The organism is Streptococcus oralis (assembly GCF_002386345.1).
GTDB classification, from domain to species: domain Bacteria; phylum Bacillota; class Bacilli; order Lactobacillales; family Streptococcaceae; genus Streptococcus; species Streptococcus oralis_S.
The window spans coordinates 1,265,418-1,286,135 of sequence record NZ_CP023507.1; the positions used below are offsets into that span (position 1 = coordinate 1,265,418).

At 39.0% G+C, this 20,718-nt stretch carries 21 protein-coding genes and 1 riboswitch; of the genes, 5 read left to right on the plus strand and 16 right to left on the minus strand.

The features are described 5' to 3' along the window. Positions 1 to 35: 35 nt before the first annotated feature. The 6 genes from CO686_RS06330 to CO686_RS06355 all read right to left on the minus strand — a co-directional run bounded on the left by CO686_RS06330 (position 36) and on the right by CO686_RS06355 (position 4,164). Positions 36 to 1,196, minus strand: coding sequence for an ABC transporter substrate-binding protein (locus CO686_RS06330; protein ID WP_000726124.1), 1,161 nt, complete (start codon positions 1,194 to 1,196; stop codon positions 36 to 38). A gap of 88 nt (positions 1,197 to 1,284) precedes the next feature. Next, positions 1,285 to 1,554, minus strand: coding sequence for a YlbG family protein (locus tag CO686_RS06335; RefSeq protein ID WP_000462109.1), 270 nt, complete (start codon positions 1,552 to 1,554; stop codon positions 1,285 to 1,287). Positions 1,555 to 1,632: 78 nt separating this feature from the next. Then, a complete protein-coding gene (gene clpP, locus CO686_RS06340) occupies positions 1,633 to 2,223 on the minus strand; it encodes an ATP-dependent Clp protease proteolytic subunit ClpP (RefSeq protein WP_000613468.1) in 591 nt (196 codons plus the stop codon). 179 nt (positions 2,224 to 2,402) lie between these two features. Further along, positions 2,403 to 3,032 carry a uracil phosphoribosyltransferase gene (upp, locus tag CO686_RS06345; protein ID WP_000515974.1) on the minus strand — a complete coding sequence of 210 codons (630 nt, stop codon included), beginning with the start codon at positions 3,030 to 3,032 and terminating at the stop codon, positions 2,403 to 2,405. A gap of 88 nt (positions 3,033 to 3,120) precedes the next feature. Beyond that, positions 3,121 to 3,588, minus strand: a complete 468-nt coding sequence (locus CO686_RS06350) for a deoxycytidylate deaminase (RefSeq protein WP_071851366.1) — start codon at positions 3,586 to 3,588, stop codon at positions 3,121 to 3,123. A gap of 18 nt (positions 3,589 to 3,606) precedes the next feature. After that, positions 3,607 to 4,164, minus strand: coding sequence for a TetR/AcrR family transcriptional regulator (locus CO686_RS06355; protein WP_000003896.1), 558 nt, complete (start codon positions 4,162 to 4,164; stop codon positions 3,607 to 3,609). Between the two features lie 124 nt (positions 4,165 to 4,288). On the opposite strand from CO686_RS06355, the gene CO686_RS06360 reads away from it, so the two are divergent. From CO686_RS06360 to CO686_RS06370, 3 genes are read left to right on the plus strand one after another with little or no spacing between them, the layout of a single operon-like run. Then, entirely contained in the window at positions 4,289 to 5,134 is an 846-nt protein-coding gene (locus tag CO686_RS06360; RefSeq protein ID WP_000219943.1) for a DegV family protein, read from the plus strand. 57 nt (positions 5,135 to 5,191) lie between these two features. After that, positions 5,192 to 6,373, plus strand: a complete 1,182-nt coding sequence (gene aao, locus CO686_RS06365) for an aminoacetone oxidase (RefSeq protein ID WP_000680070.1) — start codon at positions 5,192 to 5,194, stop codon at positions 6,371 to 6,373. A 13-nt stretch (positions 6,374 to 6,386) separates the two neighbouring features. Further along, positions 6,387 to 6,908 carry a DUF1697 domain-containing protein gene (locus CO686_RS06370; RefSeq protein WP_000400046.1) on the plus strand — a complete coding sequence of 174 codons (522 nt, stop codon included), beginning with the start codon at positions 6,387 to 6,389 and terminating at the stop codon, positions 6,906 to 6,908. Between the two features lie 44 nt (positions 6,909 to 6,952). Here CO686_RS06370 and CO686_RS06375 read toward each other — a convergent pair whose 3' ends face one another. Then, positions 6,953 to 7,693 (minus strand): MerR family transcriptional regulator, encoded by a 741-nt coding sequence (locus tag CO686_RS06375; protein WP_096753629.1) that lies wholly within the window; start codon positions 7,691 to 7,693, stop codon positions 6,953 to 6,955. A 366-nt stretch (positions 7,694 to 8,059) separates the two neighbouring features. Here CO686_RS06375 and CO686_RS06380 point away from each other — a divergent pair, with 366 nt between their 5' ends. Continuing rightward, entirely contained in the window at positions 8,060 to 9,400 is a 1,341-nt protein-coding gene (locus CO686_RS06380; RefSeq protein WP_002881319.1) for a sodium-dependent transporter, read from the plus strand. Positions 9,401 to 9,439: 39 nt separating this feature from the next. Here CO686_RS06380 and manA read toward each other — a convergent pair whose 3' ends face one another. From manA to CO686_RS06400, 4 genes are all read right to left on the minus strand, one after another. Beyond that, the gene (gene manA, locus CO686_RS06385; RefSeq protein ID WP_001294270.1) at positions 9,440 to 10,384 is read right to left on the minus strand and encodes a mannose-6-phosphate isomerase, class I; all 945 of its coding nucleotides are present in this window, start codon (positions 10,382 to 10,384) and stop codon (positions 9,440 to 9,442) included. A 355-nt stretch (positions 10,385 to 10,739) separates the two neighbouring features. Further along, positions 10,740 to 12,332 carry an AAA family ATPase gene (locus tag CO686_RS10485; RefSeq protein WP_253665840.1) on the minus strand — a complete coding sequence of 531 codons (1,593 nt, stop codon included), beginning with the start codon at positions 12,330 to 12,332 and terminating at the stop codon, positions 10,740 to 10,742. Positions 12,333 to 12,451: 119 nt separating this feature from the next. Then, entirely contained in the window at positions 12,452 to 13,360 is a 909-nt protein-coding gene (locus CO686_RS10490; protein WP_253665841.1) for a hypothetical protein, read from the minus strand. Between the two features lie 479 nt (positions 13,361 to 13,839). After that, positions 13,840 to 14,100, minus strand: a complete 261-nt coding sequence (locus CO686_RS06400; protein ID WP_001291475.1) for a SemiSWEET family transporter — start codon at positions 14,098 to 14,100, stop codon at positions 13,840 to 13,842. A 325-nt stretch (positions 14,101 to 14,425) separates the two neighbouring features. Between CO686_RS06400 and CO686_RS06405 the strand changes: the two genes are divergently transcribed. After that, positions 14,426 to 14,770 carry a lipopolysaccharide assembly protein LapA domain-containing protein gene (locus CO686_RS06405; protein WP_000913393.1) on the plus strand — a complete coding sequence of 115 codons (345 nt, stop codon included), beginning with the start codon at positions 14,426 to 14,428 and terminating at the stop codon, positions 14,768 to 14,770. Positions 14,771 to 14,935: 165 nt separating this feature from the next. Here CO686_RS06405 and CO686_RS06410 read toward each other — a convergent pair whose 3' ends face one another. The 5 genes from CO686_RS06410 to CO686_RS06430 form a co-directional block, all read right to left on the minus strand. Beyond that, on the minus strand, positions 14,936 to 15,283 hold the full coding sequence (locus CO686_RS06410; protein WP_001052638.1) for a VOC family protein: 348 nt from the start codon (positions 15,281 to 15,283) through the stop codon (positions 14,936 to 14,938). A 58-nt stretch (positions 15,284 to 15,341) separates the two neighbouring features. Further along, complete coding sequence (gene spxB, locus CO686_RS06415) at positions 15,342 to 17,117, minus strand: pyruvate oxidase (protein WP_000191817.1); 1,776 nt, start codon at positions 17,115 to 17,117, stop codon at positions 15,342 to 15,344. Positions 17,118 to 17,329: 212 nt separating this feature from the next. Next, positions 17,330 to 19,573 (minus strand): heavy metal translocating P-type ATPase, encoded by a 2,244-nt coding sequence (locus CO686_RS06420; protein WP_049549808.1) that lies wholly within the window; start codon positions 19,571 to 19,573, stop codon positions 17,330 to 17,332. A gap of 9 nt (positions 19,574 to 19,582) precedes the next feature. Next, positions 19,583 to 19,954: a cupredoxin domain-containing protein gene (locus CO686_RS06425; protein WP_000935069.1), complete on the minus strand. Its 372-nt coding sequence runs from the start codon at positions 19,952 to 19,954 to the stop codon at positions 19,583 to 19,585. Between the two features lie 10 nt (positions 19,955 to 19,964). Beyond that, a complete protein-coding gene (locus CO686_RS06430) occupies positions 19,965 to 20,360 on the minus strand; it encodes a CopY/TcrY family copper transport repressor (protein WP_001167197.1) in 396 nt (131 codons plus the stop codon). Positions 20,361 to 20,543: 183 nt separating this feature from the next. Further along, positions 20,544 to 20,642, plus strand: a riboswitch (TPP riboswitch). Positions 20,643 to 20,718: the final 76 nt, after the last annotated feature.

The following is a 20,718-nucleotide window of genomic DNA, read 5'->3' on the forward strand; positions in this document are numbered from 1 at the left end:
AAGGCTCATTCCCCATTTCAATTACTATTCTAATGTTATGGTTTTACAACTTCTGCTTCTTCAACTTTACCATTGTTCATGGTCATCATGTAAGCAGTTTTCACTGTATTGTGGTCAGCATCAAAGCTTGTTTGACCAGTTACACCATCAAAATCTTTGGTTTTAGCAAGGTTGTCCTTGATTTCACCTGAGTTTTTAGCACCTTTTGCAGCATTTGCTACTAGGTAAACTGAGTCATAGGCCAAAGCTGAGAATGTTGAAGGCTCTTCGTTGTATTTAGCACGGTATGCTTCAAGGAAAGCTTTAGCTTTTGCAGAAACATCAACTGTTGTTGAGAATCCAGAGATGAAGTAAATGTTTGATGCTCTTTCAGCAGTTGCTTGTTGAACAAATTCTTCACCGTTGAATCCATCACCACCAATGATTGGCTTATCAATTCCCATACCACGAGCTTGGTTTACAATTTTACCAGCTTCTGTGTAGTAACCTGGAACTACGATAGCGTCAAACTCTTTGTCTTTCATTTTAGTAAGGGCTGCTTGGAAGTCAGTATCACCTGCTACGAATGTTTCATCTGCTACAATCTCACCCTTGTAAGCTTCGCGGAAAGATTTAGCAATACCTTTTGCATAGTCACTAGCGTTGTCAGTATAAAGAACAACCTTCTTAGCATTCAATTTATTTGTTACATAGTTAGAAATAATCTTCCCTTGGAAGCTATCTTGGAATGTTCCGATAAATAGGTAATCTTGACCTTTAGTCAAACCGTCTTGAGTAGCACTTGGTGAAATCAATGGCACTCCAGCTTTAGTAGCGTTAGCTACAGCTGCAGCAGTTGCACCAGATGTCGCAGGTCCTACAATAGCTGCTACTTTTGATTGGGTAACAAGGTTTGTTGTAACAGAAGCTGCTTCAGCAGTTTCTGACTTGTTGTCTTTGTCTACAACTTCGATTTGTTTTCCATCAATTCCACCTGCAGCGTTGATTTCGTCTACAGCAAGTTGGGCACCCTTTTGTTCAGCTGTACCGTAAGCTGCTACAGCACCTGTCTCTTCAAAGTTAAAACCGATTTTAATTGTTTTTTCGTCTACTGGATTTCCAGTTATGTTTGACGCTCCTGACTTGACCTCTCCACAGGCAGCAAGAAGAGCCACACTAGCAAGAGCCACAAAAGATAGGGCAAATTTTTTCTTCATTTTTAATCTCCTTATAGTTGTTTCAAAAATTGTATGTTAAGAATATACCGAATTATCAGAAAATTGTCAATGTATTTGTTTAACTTTTTTAAATGATAACGTTTTCTTCATTCCGATAGAGATTCCCAACGAAGGGGGTTTCTAGCTCTTGGATATGGCAACGTCTAATTTTCTTGATATATCTTTCCTTACCTAATCTCTCAACCAACTCATCTAGCTCCTCAGTTGGAACATAGAGCTGCAAGTAACGACGTTTTTTGGAATGGTAACAGATATCACCGTATTCCTGAAGTTTTTTTGCATCTCGATTATAGTAGAGATAGATGATTAATCCTGATCGATTTGTTTTTTCAAACATGAGGAATCCTCTTTCTAAGAAATCTTCCTCTATTATACCAAAAAAAGCAAACTCCGTCGAGTTTGCTTTCTAGGTTGCTTAGCTTAAAGAATTGTTGGCCATGATTTCATCAATAAAGCCATATTCAAGTGTTTCTTGGGCACTCATCCAGTAATCACGTTCCGCATCTGCATGAACTTGCTCGACTGATTTACCAGAGTTATCTGCAAGGATTTGCTCCAAAGTCTTACGAGTTTTGAGCAAGTGCTCTGCAGCGATTGCCATATCGGTTTGTTGGGTACCACCACCTGTACCACCCATTGGTTGGTGAATCATGTACTCCGCATTTGGAAGCATGAAACGTTTGCCTTTGGCGCCACTTGATGCAATAACAGTCCCCATGGATGCAGCCATCCCCATAACGATTGTTTGGACATCTGCCTTGATAAAGTTCATGGTATCAACGATTGCCAAACCAGCTGAAACAGAGCCCCCAGGTGTATTGACATAAAGGTAAATATCTTTTGTGCTGTCTTGGGCATCCAAGAAAAGTAATTGGGCGATAACGGAGTTGGCCATGTTGTCTTCAACTGGACCTGTTAGCATGATGATGCGGTCTTTCAGAAGACGAGAGTAAATATCATAGGAACGTTCTCCACGGCTTGTTTGTTCAATAACTACAGGAATCATTCATTTCTCCTTTTATGTTTTATGTTGAATTTTCTTAGTCTTACGACTCAATACAGAACTATTATATCTTTTTGGTCAAAAAAGGTCAATTTTTTGCTCTATTCTCTAAACAGAAACAAAAACTCAACCTCCTTTCAAGTCAAAAACGAACTTCTAATTTCACTATTTACTTTGGGATTTTATTTAGTACCGAACAAGCGGTCTCCAGCATCTCCAAGACCTGGAACGATATAACCGTGTTCGTTCAAGCGTTCATCCAAGGCTGCTGTAAAAATTTCTACATCTGGGTGTGCTTCTTGAAGAGCTTTTACTCCTTCAGGAGCAGATACTAGGCAGACAAACTTGATATTTGAAGCGCCACGTTTTTTAAGGGAATCTACTGCCAAGATTGCTGAGCCACCTGTTGCCAACATTGGATCAACGACAAAGATTTGACGTTGGTCAATATCCTCAGGTAATTTCACCAAGTATTCAACTGGTTGAAGGGTTTCTTCATCACGGTACATACCAATGTGTCCAACTTTGGCCGCTGGAACCAAGCTCAAGAGTCCATCCACCATCCCGATACCTGCACGCAAGATTGGGACAATCGCCAATTTTTTACCAGCCAATTGTTTTTGAACGGTCTTTGTGATAGGTGTTTCGATTTCCACGTCTTCAAGTGGAAGATCACGAAGTACTTCATATCCCATCAACATTGCAATCTCATCTACTAGCTCACGAAAAGCTTTTGTAGAAGTGTCTGTACGACGCAAGATTGACAATTTGTGTTGAATAAGTGGATGATTAATGACTTCAATTTTTCCCATTTTCTGAATTCCTTCTTTCAATTTATTCTTCTTATTATATCAAAAAACGGTTTAAAAAGCTTTCTAAACCATTTATTTTAATTAATTTTTAAAGCAAATCTGCCTCTTGAAGAGCTGTCTGAACAGTCTCTAATGGTAAATGGGTCAGCTCTGTGCCTTTTTCTTGATAAAGGTACTGGGCATAGTCATCCATTCGGTACTGGTTGATATAAACCACGCGCTTGCAACCAACCTGAAGCAGTTGTTTGGTGCAGTTCAGACAAGGGAAATGGGTCACATAGGCTGTAAATCCTCTGGGAACCCCTCGTTCGGCTCCTTGCAAGATAGCATTGACCTCGGCGTGAAGGGTTCGGACACAGTGTCCTTCAATGACCAGACATTCGTGGTCGATACAGTGCTCAGTTCCCGATACAGAACCATTGTAGCCTGTTGAAATGACTTTATTGTCCTTAACGAGGACAGCTCCCACCTTGGCACGTTTGCAGGTCGAACGATTGGCAATCAGTAAGGCTTGAGCCGCAAAGTACTCATCCCAAGCCAGTCTTTTTTCTGTCATAAGTCTTCTCCTTTTCCCCTATTTTTTGAAAAATGGCAAGCGTAAATCCGCAATTTTTTCAGCTGGAACCTTCATTCCATCCTTGATCCATTTGAGCAGAACCGATACGATTGCAGAACTCCAAAAGGAATGAAGGTAGCTGCTGACACCTTTTGACTTTCCGTGGTATTTTTCCAGAAATTCCTGCATGGCTTGGACGAAAATCTTTTCCAAGTGGTAGTCCAGAGCAAGTTGGATAACCTTGGCTTCTTTCTTGGCTGCGCGGAAAAGGTGTACCCAGACTAGATAAATATCGGTTTTGACATCGTAGTGGCTGAGCTGTTCCATGATATTATGAACACTGCGTTTAAAGACGCTTTCCAAAATCTCTTCTTTAGAATCATAATTTCGATAGAAGGCAGCGCGAGAGACGCCCGCCCGTTTGACCAGCTCCGAAATACTGATCTTGGCCAAGTCTTTTTTCTCTAGAAGTTGCAAAAGAGCCGTCTCGATTGCTTCTCTGGTTAAAAAATTGGATTCTTGATTTGATTTTCTGAGATTTTCAAGAGATTTTTCAGATATTTTACGTTCAGACATAACAATTTCTTTCTACTTGTGACAACAGAGAGGTGGTACTTTTGTTTCAAGGGCTTTCATGATATAATTGTAAAAAAAGACAGAACCTTTGTCAATGTATAAGTGACAAAGATGGAGAATTTCTATGACTTGGAAGATTGTAGCTGACTCTGGTTGTGATTATCGTCAACTGGCAACTCCTGCTATTGATACGGAATTTATTAGTGTTCCTTTAACCATTCAAGTAGCTGATCAGATCTTTATTGATGATGCCAATCTCGACATTAACCACATGATGGAAACCATGTATGCGACTTCTGAGGCTTCAAAATCAGCCTGTCCTAGCCCTGATGATTACCTGCGTGCATTTGAAGGTGCTAAGCATATCTTTGTCGTTACTATCACTGGTACTCTTTCAGGTAGCCATAATAGTGCACAGCTCGCTAAGAATATCTATCTGGAAGAACATCCTGACACTCAGATTCATGTGATTGATACATTGTCTGCAGGTGGTGAGGTTGACTTGATTGTCGAAAAAATCAATAGCTTGATTGATCAAGGATTCTCTTATGAGGAAATTGTTGAATCTATTACAGCCTACCAAGAAAAAACGAAGTTGCTCTTTGTCCTTGCTAAGGTCGATAACTTGGTCAAAAATGGTCGTTTGAGTAAGCTTATCGGTACTGTCGTTGGCCTTCTCAACATCCGTATGGTTGGGGAAGCAAGTGAAACTGGAACCCTAGAACTACTCCAAAAAGCGCGTGGACCAAAAAAATCCCTTCAAGCAGCCTATGAAGAACTCATCAAGGCTGGCTACGCTGGTGGCCGTATCGTCATGGCTCATCGTAGCAATGAAAAATTCTGTCAGCAATTGTCAGAACGCTTGCTGGAAACCTTCCCACAAGCGGATATTAAAATCATCCCGACGTCTGGTCTCTGCAGTTTCTATGCAGAAGATGGCGGTTTGTTGATGGGATATGAAATTAACTAAGATTATGAGCAACAAGAGATGCCAAGCATCTCTTGTTTTTTGTGGTACAATAGAGCTATGAAACATTTTGATACTATTGTCATTGGTGGGGGACCTGCTGGCATGATGGCTACGATTTCCAGTAGCTTTTATGGTCAGAAAACTCTTCTCATCGAAAAAAATCGCAAACTTGGCAAAAAATTAGCAGGAACAGGCGGTGGTCGTTGTAATGTAACCAACAATGGAACTTTAGATGACCTAATGGCTGGCATCCCGGGAAATGGGCGTTTTCTTTACAGTGTCTTCTCCCAGTTTGATAACCATGATATCATCAACTTTTTTACGGAAAATGGTGTTAAACTCAAGGTCGAAGACCATGGACGCGTCTTTCCTGCTAGTGACAAGTCTCGGACTATTATCGAGGCCTTGGAAAAGAAAATCACTGAACTAGGCGGACAAGTTCTCACTCAAACAGAAATTGTTTCGGTTAAAAAGATAGACGACCAGTTTGTCCTTAAGTCCTCAGACCAAACCTTCACTTGTGATAAACTCATTGTCACAACTGGCGGAAAATCCTATCCTTCTACAGGTTCGACTGGTTTTGGACATGAGATCGCCCGTCATTTTAAACATACCATTACTGAGCTTGAGGCTGCTGAGAGTCCTTTGTTGACTGATTTTCCACACAAAGCGCTTCAGGGGATTTCACTGGATGATGTGACTCTAAACTATGGCAAGCATGTCATTACTCATGATCTGCTCTTTACCCACTTTGGTTTATCTGGTCCTGCTGCTCTTCGTATGTCTAGTTTTGTCAAGGGTGGAGAGGTTCTCTCATTGGATGTCTTGCCACAACTTTCTGAAAAGGACTTGGCTGCATTTCTAGAAGAAAATCGGGGAAAATCCTTGAAAAATGCTTTAAAAACTTTGCTTCCAGAACGCTTGGCAGAATTTTTGGTGCAAGGCTATCCTGAAAAAGTCAAACAACTGACTGAAAAGGAACGCGAGCAACTACTCCAGTCTATCAAGGCTCTCAAAATTCCTGTGACTGGCAAAATGTCTCTTGCCAAGTCATTTGTCACCAAAGGCGGTGTCAGTCTCAAGGAAATCAATCCCAAAACTCTGGAAAGTAAGCTCGTTCCTGGTCTCCACTTTGCTGGCGAAGTCATAGATATCAATGCCCACACGGGTGGCTTCAACATCACTTCTGCCCTCTGCACCGGCTGGGTGGCAGGCTCCAATCCAATAAATACCAAGTAAGAAAGGAAATCCTTTGGAACATATTATTTTACTAAGAGGCGTTACTCCTAATGGAAAAAATGCTATCCCGAAAATGTCTTATTTGGTAGATATTTTGACAGAAGCTGGTTTTCAACACGTTCGAACCTATATTCAAAGTGGGAATATCATTCTTGAGAGTGACTCAGATTTAGCAGAAATACGAGAACGCGTTCATACTTTGATAAAGGAAAAAATTGGGGCCAACTTAAAAATGGTTATCAAGAATAAGAACGATTTTGAAAAGATTGTTCATGAGAATCCATTTAAAGAAGACTATCTTCATGATCGTGTGCATGTAGTTCTTTATCAAGGACTTATCCAAAGTCTGCCACTAGAAAAATTGAAAACTGACTACGGCGAGGAAGAAATCTGTGTAGGCGATTACTGTCTCTACCTCTATCTTCCTAGAACTGCAAAACAAAAAAAGCTCAATACCAACTATCTTGAAAAATTGTTTGGCGTGGTTCTGACCATGCGAAAGTTAAACGTAGTTGAAAAACTATTAACCAAATAGTACTTGAAACCAGAAAAAATCAGCAGAGGTAACTCCGCTGATTTTTATTTTGTCTGTGTCCGAACGTAAGCAGCAATAACATCTGATGTGTATTGAGCTGTACCAGGTCCAAACTTGTCAATGTTTTCCTTAAACTCTGGGTTGTAAACGTAGCCTTTACCGATATGGCCGAATACTTCAATAGAGCAGTCAAATCCATAAGTACGAATAGCTTGCAATAGTTTGGCTGCTTGCTCTTGGTTTTCGGCCGCTGTTGCAAGCAGACCAGCTTGAAGGTTTTGAGCCAAAACTTGAAAAACTTGGTTAAAGGCAGCCGTAGCCTCATCTTCGTGACCTTTCTGGCGTTCAAGCGCTTGGTCCATAACTTCTTGACCATATTTCTCTACCGCTTCTTGGTGGTATTTTTGATTGTCTTGATAGCTAAATCCAGTGAATTTTTCCTCAATGGTCATTTTTCTTTCTCCTTTTTGTTCTTGAATGGTTTTTTGCAAGGTGGAAATCAAGGTATCCAGATGTTGCCTTTCTCGAGTTAGATAGTCCAACTGCCTAGTCAAATGAGGCAATAAATCTTTCCTTTCTTCCTTTAACAGCTCTGCTATTTTTTCTAAAGAAAAGCCTAGATATTTGTAATACAGAATGACCTGAAGTCGTTCCAAATCCTCTTGACTATAGGTTCGATAGCCGTTTTCCGACTTTAAGGTAACCAAGAGCCCTATCTTATCGTAGTGGTGCAGAGTCTTGACAGAGACACCTGAAAGCTGCGCAGCTTCTTTTATATGGTACATGATTTCCTCCTTATACTCAATGAAAATCAAAGAGCAAACTAGGAAGCTAGCCGCAGGTTGCTCAAAGTACAGCTTTGAGGTTGCAGATAAAGCTGACGTGGTTTGAAGAGATTTTCGAAGAGTATTACATTGATAGTATAACCCCTCCCCTTAGGTCAGAGTCAAGCGTTTTTGCGAAAAATTTTTAACTTTTTGAGAAAGGTGTGAAAACTTGAAAATGGTTTTCTTGACAGACCTTAGAAAACATGATAGGATAGTCAAGTCTATCAATCAAACAGAAAGCTCATAAAAAGCCATTGAGAGAAGGCTATTTGACAACTCAAGTAGCCTTTTCTTATTTTAAAAAACAAGATTGGAGTTTCAACTATGTCAGAAAAATCGCAATGGGGCTCGAAACTAGGCTTTATCCTAGCATCTGCTGGTTCAGCCATCGGACTTGGAGCCGTTTGGAAATTTCCCTACATGACTGCCGCTAATGGCGGGGGAGGCTTTTTACTGGTCTTTCTCATTTCCACTATTTTAATCGGTTTCCCGCTCCTGCTGGCTGAGTTTGCCCTTGGCCGTAGCGCTGGCGTTTCCGCTATCAAAACCTTTGGAAAACTTGGTAACAATAACAAGTACAACTTTATCGGTTGGATTGGTGCCTTTGCCCTCTTTATCCTCCTCTCCTTTTACAGTGTTATCGGAGGATGGATTTTAGTCTATCTAGGTATTGAGTTTGGAAAATTGTTCCAGCTTGGCGGTACGGGTGATTATGCTCAGTTATTTACTTCAATCATTTCAAATCCAGCCATTGCCCTAGGAGCTCAAGCAGCCTTTATCTTATTGAATATCTTTATTGTATCACGTGGGGTTCAAAAAGGGATTGAAAGAGCTTCGAAAGTCATGATGCCCCTGCTCTTTATCATCTTTGTTGTGATTATTGGACGCTCTCTCAGCTTACCAAATGCCATGGAAGGCGTTCTCTACTTCCTCAAACCAGACTTCTCAAAACTAACTAGCGCTGGTCTCCTTTATGCTCTGGGACAATCTTTCTTTGCCCTCTCACTAGGGGTTACAGCCATGCTGACCTATGCATCCTACTTGGACAAGAAAACCAATCTGGTCCAGTCAGGGATTTCCATCGTAGCCATGAATATCTCAGTATCCATCATGGCTGGTCTAGCCATTTTTCCAGCCATGTCAGCCTTCAATATTCAGTCAGAAGGGGGACCAAGCCTGCTCTTTATCGTCTTGCCTCAACTCTTTGACAAGATGCCTTTTGGAACCATTTTCTACATTCTTTTCCTCTTGCTCTTCCTCTTTGCGACGGTTACTTCCTCTGTCGTGATGCTGGAAATCAATGTGGGCAATATCACCAACCAGGACAACCGCAAGCGTGCCAAGTGGAGCACTATTTTAGGGATCTTGACCTTTATCTTTGGAATTCCTTCAGCTCTATCCCATGGGGTCATGGCGAATGTTCACATTTTTGGGAAGACCTTCTTTGACGCTATGGACTTCTTGGTTTCCAATCTCCTCATGCCATTTGGAGCCCTCTGCCTTTCACTTTTTACAGGCTATATCTTTAAAAAGGCTCTTGCTAAGGAGGAACTCCATCTCGATGAAAGAACATGGGAACAAGGACTTTTCCAAGTTTGGCTTTTCCTTCTTCGTTTTATCATTCCAATCATCATCATCGTGGTCTTTATCGCCCAATTTATGTAATCAAAAAGGACTTGAGTAGTAAACTCAGGCCCTTTCTTTTTATGGATGGCTAACAATCAATTCCAAACCTTGCCCTTCCAAGGTCCAAGCTTCAACATCACTTGGTAGGATAAAGTGGCTGCCTTTTTGGATTGGATAGTTTTTCCCGTCAACAGTCAGGTGACCCTGACCAGCTAAGACACTAAACAAACTGTAGTCTGCTGTCTTTTTAAAGTCAACTTTTCCAGTGATTTCCCATTTGTAAACCGCAAAGAAATCATTGGATACAAGGAGAGTGGAACGCAAATCATCAGCTTTGACAGTTACTGGACGGCTATTAGCAGGCTCACCAATGTTCAAAACATCGATGGATTTTTCAAGGTGAAGTTCACGCAAGTTGCCCTTGTCATCCTTACGGTCAAAGTCATAGACACGGTAGGTGGTATCGCTAGACTGCTGGGTTTCAAGAATCAAGATACCCGCCCCAATAGCGTGCATGGTACCACTTGGTACATAGAAGAAATCTCCAGCTTTAACTGGTACTTTTGTCAGCAAGGCATCCCAGTTCTTGTCCTCAATTTGCTGGCGGAGTTCTTCTTTTGATTTGGCATTGTGACCGTAGATAATCTCTGAACCTTCGTCTGCTGCGATGATGTACCAGCACTCTGTTTTTCCGAGCTCGCCTTCATGTTCTAGTCCATAGGCATCGTCTGGGTGAACTTGGACACTGAGCCAGTCGTTGGCATCCAGAATCTTGGTCAAGAGTGGAAATACAGGTTCTGGACGGTTGCCAAACAATTCACGGTGTTCTGCATACAAAGTAGCTAGGTCTGTTCCCTCGTAGTGCCCATTAGCGACCTTTGAAACTCCATTTGGGTGGGCTGAAATAGCCCAGTATTCTCCGATTTTTTCACTAGGAATGTCGTAACCAAACTCATCACGTAGTTTAGTCCCACCCCAGATTTTTTCTTGCATTACAGAATTTAAAAATAACGGTTCTGACATCTTGATCTCCTGTCTGATTTTTCTCCCCTCATTATAGCAAAAAAAGAGTTCGAATTGAACTCTTTTTACTATCTAATAAAGTAGGGAGAAGATTTTATAAAAATAGTAACGATATGGTTTTCATACTTTTGATAAATCTAAAAGAAGCTATTCTTTCATAAGATTTGGAAGAACGAACATGATGAAAAAAGCTAACATAATCATCACGAAAACAAGCAAGTAGACAAAACACATAGACAGCCATACATAACGATCAGGTTTTAATGGTCTTTCGACGAAAGATTGTTTCGGTTTTTTAGGGTCATATATCAATAGTTTTAAGATATCATTAATCAAAACTCAAACTTTCTTATTTCTATTCTTGAATTACCTTTGGAGAATTTAGATTATCTATTTTAATACCATATTTATCTTCTCGTCTCTTAAATGCTTCAATCCCCCCTTCTAAAATTTCACAAACATGTTCTTTTATACATTTTTTGTTTAAAATAAAATTACTGTCAGGTTCTTTTATCTGATTCTCTAAAGCTCCATTTTTATAAGCAAAAACTTTGTTATGGGGATTAGGATTATTTTCTGAATGTTGATTTGCTACAATAACATTTTCACAATCACCTGATACGACGATATTAGGATTATGTGTGACAATAATAATTTGCCTTTTTAATTTTCTCTGCTTAATATATGCTGTCAACTCATGGTAAATAGCTCTATTATCTAAACTATCCTCTGGCTGGTCAATCAATACAGGAACCCGACTATTAGAAAAATCTAAAATCAGTTTTAATACAACGAAAGCCTTTTTACCTGGTGACATCTGTTCAAACTTATCATTCTGATATTCAATATCAAATTTATAAGAGTAAAAATCAGTAGTGAAAAACTTTTCGATATGGTCTAATGTGGTTTTGTTTCCATTAAATTTTAAAGAATTATCCTCAAATATAGTATCAATCATTGAATCAAACTCAAAATTTAATTTCTCAATAAATTCTGCTTTTGAACGTCCTTGAGCATTAATGTAGTCAAACTCTAGCTCCAAATCCTTGAGGTAAAAATCTACAGTAATTTTTAAATCACTTTCAGATATATCGAACGAAGTAAGTAATTCTTTTCGAATTTTTGAATACTCTCTATACTGATTAATAATATTTTGTTTTAATTGATCGTTTTCAGTTTTAAGGTTGGATATCTCTTGTTCGTAACTTTCAATTTTTTTCAATATGGTAGTTTCTTGCTTTATGTTCTCTTCTATAAATGACAACTCATTATTATCTTGTAAGTAAGATAAAAACTTTTTAAAATCTGGTGTATCTCTAATTAAACCAATTTTATTCTTAGTTTCATAAATTTGATCATCTAATCTCTGCTTAAGAATATTAATTTTGTCTTCAAATGTTTGTTGTACTTTTTGATTAATATCCTCAACAGCACTATTAATTATATCTCTTATTTCGTCACTATGTTCAAGTGCAGAATTAGATTTGGAATATGCTGCAATATTAGGAATAAATAAATTATCAATAAATACAAAATCTTTTTCAAGCCGATTTATTTCACCTTGTAACTTCTTAATAGTAGAGTTATCTATCTCAAATTTTTTCTTCTCTTCATCATCAATATCTACTGCGGATAACAATTCATCTCGTTTTTTATGAAGTTCAATAATCCTTTTGTTAGTAGCTTTTTTATCAAATTCTGGTTTTACGAGATTTTGTTGACGTTGAAGATTTTCTTTAAATTCATTTAAAAGTCCCTTAATTGCGATATCTATTTTATTATGACTTTGTTGATAACTTTTAATATTTTCATCCAATCCTTTAGATTGAATAATTTCATTAACAAGAAAATTTAACTTTTCAGTATTATTCGCTAGTTGAATCATATGTTCTTGAGGTAGGTATTGTATTTTTCTAGTATCATCCTCTTCCCTATCTTTCCAGAACACATGAAAGTTTTCCATATCTTTATACGTATATTTATTTTTAGATTCACTATCATTAAGTTTATAGGCAATTGAATTTAATAAGGTGGATTTTCCAGTTGATCTACCACCAATAATCGTATTTAATTATCTGATAAAAGTATGGTATCTCCATCATATTCAATTCTATCAATAATTAGCTCATTATCAGTTCGAACTGGTTTTCCTATTCCTACACATATCCGATGTTCTGGCTCAAAGATTATTTGCTTCAAACCTTCAAAAGTCAAATCTGCTTTAATCCAACTATACTTCGTTCCAATCCCTTCTAAAGAGTGCGAATCAGAAGATTGTAAAAGAGGTCTAACATAATCAGATTTATGCAACCAATATTCTCGGTCAGATATTATATTCATATGTTTGCATTTGGGGTCTTGGCAAGTCGAAGAATCATTACAACTAGAATGAATAATAAAATCTGAATTCACACAAATCTGTTCATAAACAGCCTTATTTTTGGAATCAGAATCACTAGTAGCACTACCATGCCCTCTCGAGAGAAATCCTTTTAAATAGTTTCCATTTAATTCTGTATTCCGTTCTAATATTTGATTTAAACTTTTGAAATCAACATGAGCAGAAGACTCAATCTCTTTATTACTTAATCTATTGAATGCTTTCTCAGTTGCACCAATATTTGCCTTTAATTCCCCTAATAAATTCTTAATAATACCATCATCTAATGTATTATCAAAAATGATGTGATAATCAAATAACTGGTCAGATTTATTTATATTAGATAATCTCACTTCTAAATTAAGAAAAGTTACAATACCGTTCTCTTCAAGTCTTGTTTTTAAATTAAAATCGTCATCGGTAAAATTAAAGTAATTAGTTAAACCAATTGCTGAAATATCCTCATCCTTAATTTTTTGAATAAAACTTTCAATATCTGGACTTCCATCTTCAAATTTACTAAATTGATTATTTAACACTGTATATGGTGAATGTATATGCAAATCCCATTTTCTAAATTCAGAACCTCTATTCATTTAAACTATCCTTTCATATGCTAAAGCTATTGACTGTATTATAAAGTAACTAAGACTGTTTTGAAAAAACATTACCTTTATTATATTATAACATAATAAAAATAAAACTTACTCTTAATTCGTCATAGTTTTTTTGAAATTTTAACAGAATTTTAAACTTTTATGGAATACTTAAATTTAGAACGAAGAATGAAAAATGTTTTACAAAAGTAAAAGAAGCGAAATGGATTTTTTATATCACAATAACCATAATATGCTTCAATGCAAGAGAATGTTGTTATACAAAATACTTAATGCCATTGAAACAAAAGAAATTCTTACTAAGAAATATAATTATATTGTAGAAAAATTTATGACCTAAAATTTTATGTATTTATCTAATCCACTAAAAATTTAAAAAGGATGCAATATGTACTGCCCCCAAAAAGTTGGACAGAAAAAATCTAACTTTTGGGGTGCAGTTCAAACCAGTCTTCTTTTTAAATCAAAGCTGTGATAGCCGTTACCAGACCAAAAATAATACCTGGCGCATTAGCAGCCGCGAGGGGAATATCTCTTTCTTTCTTGAAAAGACCGTAATAAACCCATAGGCTACAGTTGATGGCTGCGACTAAGGGTTGGATGAAGTTTCCTTTTTGACCAGCCAGGTTGTTCATGATTTGTGGGAAGTAAGACACATACATCATAACAGACATGAAGGTCGCTACCCAACCCAAAACTTTCATTTGTTTTTCAGACATTTTCAAAACCTCTTTCATTTTTATGAATCATATTTTATAATCTTTTTTCAAAACAATCAAGTCTTTAAAACTTTTGTTATAAAGATATAAACTATCACAATCTTGTTATAAGAAAGAGGGAACAGAAAAAAGACCGAATTGCTCCGTTCTGTTTACTCAATCAAATATTAGAAAATGAATACTCCTTTTCAATGAATCGATTGATTGATGGTAAATAAGCCGTTAGAAATTATTGACAGTATCGAAATTTTCTAGTAAAATGAATTTTGTTAATACCTAAATGGTGTGTAGTTTTCTATCAACATAGTCAGGAGAAAAGGAACTTATGCTAAAAAAATTTAATGAATTGTCACTGAAAGATAAGGCTTATCTAATTGGCGGTTTGAGCTTATTAGTCATTGTGATCTCATTTGGTCTACTCAATCGTCAAACAGTAACTGTCAGTCTTGTCTTTACACAACTATCTGCTCCCTTGATTTTGGTGATTTTTACTTGTCTAGTAATCGGGATCATTGCTGGTAGTGCTATTGGTATTAGCTATCACCATAACAAGACTCAAGATCTGAGAAGCCGCATTGCTGAAGCAGAAGCGACTATCAATATAAAAGACAGGGAGCTTGTCCAGTACGAGGAACAGGTGCAACAATTAAAACAGGAAGCCAAACAATAAGTGTAGAAATCATAACCACCCGTGAAAACGGGTGGTTTTTTGTCTCGCACCTAACGGAGCGAGACGGACTGAAAGTCGCATAAATACAAAAAAGATCGAATTGCTCCGATCTTTTTAAGTTTCACTCCAAGAATGTTTAGATAAAAAATTTGATAATAGAATTACCTACTTCATACGATAAAAATCAATCACTAGACCAGCAGGCCCTTTAACTAATAAGGACTCTGTTCCCCAATCGGTTACAGTTGGTCCGTTTAAAACCTGGATACCAAGTTCTTTCAACCGTTGGTAATTCTGGTCTACATCCTCAACCTCGATATGAAGAATGATTCCTGACTGAAAATCTTCCAAAGGAATCAAATGATTTTGGGACAACATCAGACAGTGACTGCCAATCGTAAACTGAGCAAAACTGTCATCAACATAATCGGGCTTTTTATCCAAAATACGCTCCAAGTCAGCACAAACTTGGGGAACATCTGAAACGATAATATCTAATTGATTTAAATTCATTTACTATCCTCCAGAAAAAGACCGGATTGCTCCGATCTTTTTAAGTTCCACGAAGGAATTATTTAATTGCGCGTGATTGCAATCCTTCTTCTTCCAAGAAGAGGCGGAATGGTACGAGTTCTTCTGCTTCGTATTTTTCCTTGAAGTCTTTGATTGCTTCTTCTGAGTGAAGTTTTGGATCCAATTCAAGTACTTCTACTGGAAGTGGACGGTGTGGAGTGATGCGAGCATCGATCACAACAGTTTTACCTTCTTTGTTGAGTTTAACAGCTTCTGCAACAACTGCATCGATGTCTTCGATACGGTCAACTGTAAATCCTACAGCACCTTGAGCTTCAGCGATTTTCGCATAGTCAGCATTAGGGAAGTCACAACCAAACAAGTGTTTGTTTGTGTCTTCGTATTTGTCCTTGATGAAGGCATATTTACCATTTGAGAAGACAACATTGATAACTGGAAGGTCGTATTGAACGTTTGTGATAACGTCTGGGTAGCACATGTTGAATGCACCGTCACCCATGATGTTCCATACTTGGCGATCTGGATTGTCTTTCTTAGCAGCGATACCACCAGGAAGGGAAATACCCATTGTCGCAAAGAGTGGAGATGTACGCCACATGTTCTTAGGTGTCATGTGAAGGTGACGAGTAGATGTTTGAGTAGTGTCACCTACGTCGATTGAGTAGATAGCGTCTTGGTCAGCATGTTTGTTGATTGCATTGTAAACTTGATACAATTGCAATTCACCCTCGGTTTTACCTTCGAGTTTGTTCATGTAATCACGCCAGTTTTGGTTGTTCTTCACGTTTGCACGCCACCATGGAGTAGACTCAACTGGGTTTACTTTATCAAGGATAGCTTTCGCTGCTTGACCTGCGTCACCAAGGATAGAAGCGTCAAGGGCATGACGTTTACCAAGTTTGTAAGGGTCGATATCGACTTGGATGAATTTTTCAGTGTTCTTGAAGGCTTCGTAAACTTCAGCAAATGGGAAGTTTGAACCAAGGAAAAGAACTGTGTCTGCTTCAAAGACCACTTCGTTGGCTGGTTTCCAACCAACACGGTAAGCAGAACCTGTCAAACCTTCGTAGTTCCATTCAAAGGCTTCAAAGTTTTTACCAGTTGTGATGATTGGTGCTTTGATTTTACGTGACAATTCAGTAATCACTTCACCTGCTTTAACACCACCGTAACCAGCGTAGATAACTGGACGTTCAGCATTGTTCAAGATTTCAACAGCTTTGTCGATTTCAACTTCGTTCAATGCAGGAGCGATGAATGAACGCTCGTATGAACCTGAACCGTAGTATGAGTTTTCGTCGATTTCTTGGAAACCGAAGTTTACTGGAATTTCAACAACAGCTGGACCTTTTTTAGAAACTGCAGCACGGCAAGCTTCGTCGATTACTTTTGGCAATTGCTCAGCGTAAGCGACACGTTTGTTGTAAACAGCGATACCGTTGTACATTGGGTTTTGGTTCAATTCTTGGAAGGCATCCATGTTGAGTTCGTTAACTGGACGTGATCCAAGGATAGCAAGGAATGGAGTGTTATCCATAGCTGCATCGTAAACACCGTTAATCAAGTGAGTCGCACCTGGACCACCTGAACCGACTGCAACCCCGATTGAGCCGCCGAATTTAGCTTGCATCACCGCTGCAAGAGCACCTGTTTCTTCGTGGCGAACTTGCAAGAAGCGGATATCTTTGTCTTCAGCCAAAGCGTCCATCAATGAGCTGAGTGTTCCTGATGGGATACCGTAGATTGTGTCTACACCCCATGTTTTCAATACGTTGAGCATTGCTGCAGATGCAGTAATTTTCCCTTGAGTCATAATGATAACTCTCCTTCAAATATTTTTAAAATTTGATTCATCCGTTTTCATATACTAATTGGAAACGTTTCAGCAAATTTTTACTCTACTACTTTACCACATTTGTTTTGGGTCTCCTAAGAATGTGCTCAGAAGTTTTGATTCTCTATTACAGTACAGTTTGAAAACGTTTTTCAGAACTGTTTTATAATAAAAAGCGAGCAAGCTCGCTTTTAGTCTATTTTACTAAAGTTTAGTAAGAGTGAACTAGTCAGAACAGATACAGAACTAAAGGCCATGGCTAGACCAGCCAGTTCTGGATTGAGAACGAGACCAATTCCTGAAAAGACTCCTGCTGCAATCGGAATGCCGGCGACATTGTAGATAAAGGCCCAGAAGAGGTTGAGCAGAATTCGATTAAAGGTTTTCTTACTCATGTCAAAGGCACGAACCACTCCTAGAAGGTTATTAGTTGTCAACACCAAATCTGCTGACTCGATGGCAATATCTGTTCCAGCTCCCATAGCAATCCCGACATCCGCTACACTGAGGGCAGGAGCGTCATTGATACCATCACCAACAAAGGCTACTTTTCCAGCTGATTGTAGTTTATGGATTTCATGGGCTTTTTCTTCTGGCAAGACACCTGCAATGACCTCTTCGATTCCGATCTGATCGGCAATAGCACGCGCCACGCCAGCATTATCCCCTGTCAGCATGACTGTTTTAAGTCCACGTTTTTTCAGCTGACTGATGGCTAACTTGGCATTTTCCTTGGGAATATCTTGCAGGGCAAGCAAGCCTTTGATTTCATTGTCAACAGCCAAGTAGACAACTGTCTTAGCTTCTTTTTCTAGTTCTTCTAGTTTTTCTTGATAAGTGCTAGAAATGTTCATGCCATCCAGCATTTTAGCATTTCCAAGCAGAACTTGTTTTCCATTGATTTGCCCTGAGACACCTTTTCCGTGCAAGGCTTGGAAATTTTCCACAGTTTGAATCTCAAGTCCAGCTTCACTCGCTCGCTTGACAATGGCCTCAGCCAGTGGGTGTTGGGAAGCTTCTTCCAAGGAGGCTGCCAATCCAAGCACTTCTACTTCGTCGCCGATGATATCTGTTACCACAGGTTTCCCTTCCGTCAAAGTCCCAGTCTTATCAAAGACAATAGTTTGAACTTTTTGGATTTCCTGTAGAACCGTTCCATTTTTGAGGAGAACCCCCATCTTGGCACTGCGACCTGTCCCCACCATAAGGGCCGTTGGTGTTGCAAGTCCTAGTGCACAAGGACAAGCGATAATCAAAACAGCCACCCCATAGAGAAGAGAAGAGACAAAGCTCGCTCCAAGCACGACTACACTATCCCTGAACAAGACAAACCATACCCAAAAGGTCACAATCCCTAAAATGACAACCGCTGGTACAAAAATCCCTGAAATCTTATCCGTCAAATCCTGAATTGGTGCTCGGCTGGTCTGGGCTTTCTTCACAAAGTCCACAATCTGAGCCAAAACAGTCTCTGAGCCAACCTTTTCTGCCCTAAAAACAAGGGTTCCACTATTATTGATGGTTGAGCCAATGACGGTATCTCCAACTGTTTTGTCTACCGGCAAGCTCTCACCTGTCACCATGGATTCATCTATGCTGGACACACCTTCCACTACGACACCATCAACTGCAATCTTTTCACCGGGCCGCACTCGAATCAGGTCGCCTACCTTGACTTGGTCCAAGGGAACTTGAACATAGCTATCATCACGCAAGACTTCTGCTGTTTTAGCCTGCAAGTCTAGTAGTTTCTCCACAGCTTGTGAAGTATTTTTCCGCATTTTCTCTTCAAAAACTGCTCCCAAAAGAACGAAGAAGAGGATAAATCCAGCACTTTCAAAGTAAACAGGAAGTCCAGTAAAGAGGGCAACTAGGCTATAGAGATAGGCCACTAGGGTTCCCAGAGCAACCAAGGTATCCATGTTGGCATTGTGCTTTTTAAAACTAGCCCAAGCACTTTGGATATAAGGACCACCTGCTACTAGCATAATCGGTGTTGTGGCTAAAAAGGTGCCCCAACGCATGACTTGGTGACTAATTCCTCCTGTCGACATTCCAATCATGAGGATTACAAGAGGCACAGTAAAGATACTAGTAATCCAAAAACGCTGTAAAAGTGATAGAGATTTTCGAGTCTTCTCAACTACGGTATAACTTCCCTTTTGCATCTTCATACCACAAGAAAATTCATGTTGACCTAATTCTTGAGGTGTAAAACGAATGACTTTCTCTTCGTCTACGCCGATTGGTTCTAAGATGCCTTCTTCTTCAAACAGAATTTCCTTATAACAGTTTGAAGGTGTCACACGGTGAAAGGTGATCTCAGCAGGAACTCCTTTTTGCAGTTGAATGTGGGCTGGATGGTAGCCTTTGTCTGCCGTGATACGGATTTTTTGAACACCATTTTCAAGATTTGCTTTTATAATTTCAGTCATATCATTCTCCTATTCTACAATCATCTTACCGTGCATCATATTCATGCCACAAGAGAAACCATACTCTCCAGCCTGCTCAGGCGTGATTTCCACTACATACTCTTCGCCCATAGGCAAGTCCGCATGCACTCCAAAATCTGGGAAAACAATCTGATCTAGGCAGGGTGAAGGGTCCTTACGGTCAAAGACGATACGGGCTGGCACTGATTTCTTAAGAATAATCAACTCAGGCGTATATCCCCCTTTGACTTCCACTCGAATCTCTTGGTAGCCCTTTTTTTGCTGGGCTTTTTGTCCAGATTTTTCAGGCTTTTTGAAAAACCAAATCAAGATAAACGCGATAAGGGCAATACAAATAATGGTTACAATACTATTTAACATGACGTCTCCTTTACATACAATTACATTTTACTTCTGTTACAGCGCTTGATTTCTTCTCAGAAATCACAGCTTCTAAGTCTTCCAAGTCAGCCTGAGTAAAATCACATTCAGCAATCAAATCAGCCAACAAGTTCTTAATCCTACGAGAACAAACCTTGTCTTTGATATCTTGGACAAGCAAGTCTCGACTTTGATCCAGAGTTAAAAGGGCTGAATAGACAAAGAACTTGCCTTCTTTTTTCCTTGTCAGACACTCTTTCTCTACCAATCGAGCCAAAAGAGTTTGAATGGTCGACTTGGACCAGTCGAACCGCTCCGCCAGAACCCTGATCAAATCCGTACTGGTCTGCTCTCCTTGCATCCAAATAATCTTCATAACCTGCCATTCTGCATCTGAAATCTGCATAATCACACCTCCTAAATCTACATTTGTCGATTACAGTTATTAGTATACTCCGGAAATCTACATTTGTCAACTATAATTTTTATTATTTTTTCGAAATATAGAATTCTAATCCTGTAACGAGAGATTTGCAGTCAAATTTTACTATATAAACTATAAAAATATGCTATACTGAAGAAAAAAGAAAACAACCACTAGGGGTGCGTAAAGCTGAGATTAACGACTGTTAGATCCCTTTGACTCAATCTAGGTAATGCTAGCTGATGGAAGTGGAAATGATGATGAGGACTATCTGGTCTTCTATTTCCTTCCTAAAACAGACTTGCTTGTTCTTAAGAATACAAACTTCAGTTGGTTGGGA

What these genes read in the sequence shown, in the direction of transcription:
- CO686_RS06330 (WP_000726124.1), bottom strand. Translation starts at nt 1,196, where the DNA reads ATGAAGAAAAAATTTGCCCTATCTTTTGTGGCTCTTGCTAGTGTGGCT.
- CO686_RS06335 (WP_000462109.1), bottom strand. Translation starts at nt 1,554, where the DNA reads ATGTTTGAAAAAACAAATCGATCAGGATTAATCATCTATCTCTACTAT.
- clpP (WP_000613468.1), bottom strand. Translation starts at nt 2,223, where the DNA reads ATGATTCCTGTAGTTATTGAACAAACAAGCCGTGGAGAACGTTCCTAT.
- upp (WP_000515974.1), bottom strand. Translation starts at nt 3,032, where the DNA reads ATGGGAAAAATTGAAGTCATTAATCATCCACTTATTCAACACAAATTG.
- CO686_RS06350 (WP_071851366.1), bottom strand. Translation starts at nt 3,588, where the DNA reads ATGACAGAAAAAAGACTGGCTTGGGATGAGTACTTTGCGGCTCAAGCC.
- CO686_RS06355 (WP_000003896.1), bottom strand. Translation starts at nt 4,164, where the DNA reads ATGTCTGAACGTAAAATATCTGAAAAATCTCTTGAAAATCTCAGAAAA.
- CO686_RS06360 (WP_000219943.1), top strand. Translation starts at nt 4,289, where the DNA reads ATGACTTGGAAGATTGTAGCTGACTCTGGTTGTGATTATCGTCAACTG.
- aao (WP_000680070.1), top strand. Translation starts at nt 5,192, where the DNA reads ATGAAACATTTTGATACTATTGTCATTGGTGGGGGACCTGCTGGCATG.
- CO686_RS06375 (WP_096753629.1), bottom strand. Translation starts at nt 7,693, where the DNA reads ATGTACCATATAAAAGAAGCTGCGCAGCTTTCAGGTGTCTCTGTCAAG.
- CO686_RS06380 (WP_002881319.1), top strand. Translation starts at nt 8,060, where the DNA reads ATGTCAGAAAAATCGCAATGGGGCTCGAAACTAGGCTTTATCCTAGCA.
- manA (WP_001294270.1), bottom strand. Translation starts at nt 10,384, where the DNA reads ATGTCAGAACCGTTATTTTTAAATTCTGTAATGCAAGAAAAAATCTGG.
- CO686_RS10490 (WP_253665841.1), bottom strand. Translation starts at nt 13,360, where the DNA reads ATGAATAGAGGTTCTGAATTTAGAAAATGGGATTTGCATATACATTCA.
- CO686_RS06400 (WP_001291475.1), bottom strand. Translation starts at nt 14,100, where the DNA reads ATGTCTGAAAAACAAATGAAAGTTTTGGGTTGGGTAGCGACCTTCATG.
- CO686_RS06405 (WP_000913393.1), top strand. Translation starts at nt 14,426, where the DNA reads ATGCTAAAAAAATTTAATGAATTGTCACTGAAAGATAAGGCTTATCTA.
- CO686_RS06410 (WP_001052638.1), bottom strand. Translation starts at nt 15,283, where the DNA reads ATGAATTTAAATCAATTAGATATTATCGTTTCAGATGTTCCCCAAGTT.
- spxB (WP_000191817.1), bottom strand. Translation starts at nt 17,117, where the DNA reads ATGACTCAAGGGAAAATTACTGCATCTGCAGCAATGCTCAACGTATTG.
- CO686_RS06420 (WP_049549808.1), bottom strand. Translation starts at nt 19,573, where the DNA reads ATGACTGAAATTATAAAAGCAAATCTTGAAAATGGTGTTCAAAAAATC.
- CO686_RS06425 (WP_000935069.1), bottom strand. Translation starts at nt 19,954, where the DNA reads ATGTTAAATAGTATTGTAACCATTATTTGTATTGCCCTTATCGCGTTT.
- CO686_RS06430 (WP_001167197.1), bottom strand. Translation starts at nt 20,360, where the DNA reads ATGCAGATTTCAGATGCAGAATGGCAGGTTATGAAGATTATTTGGATG.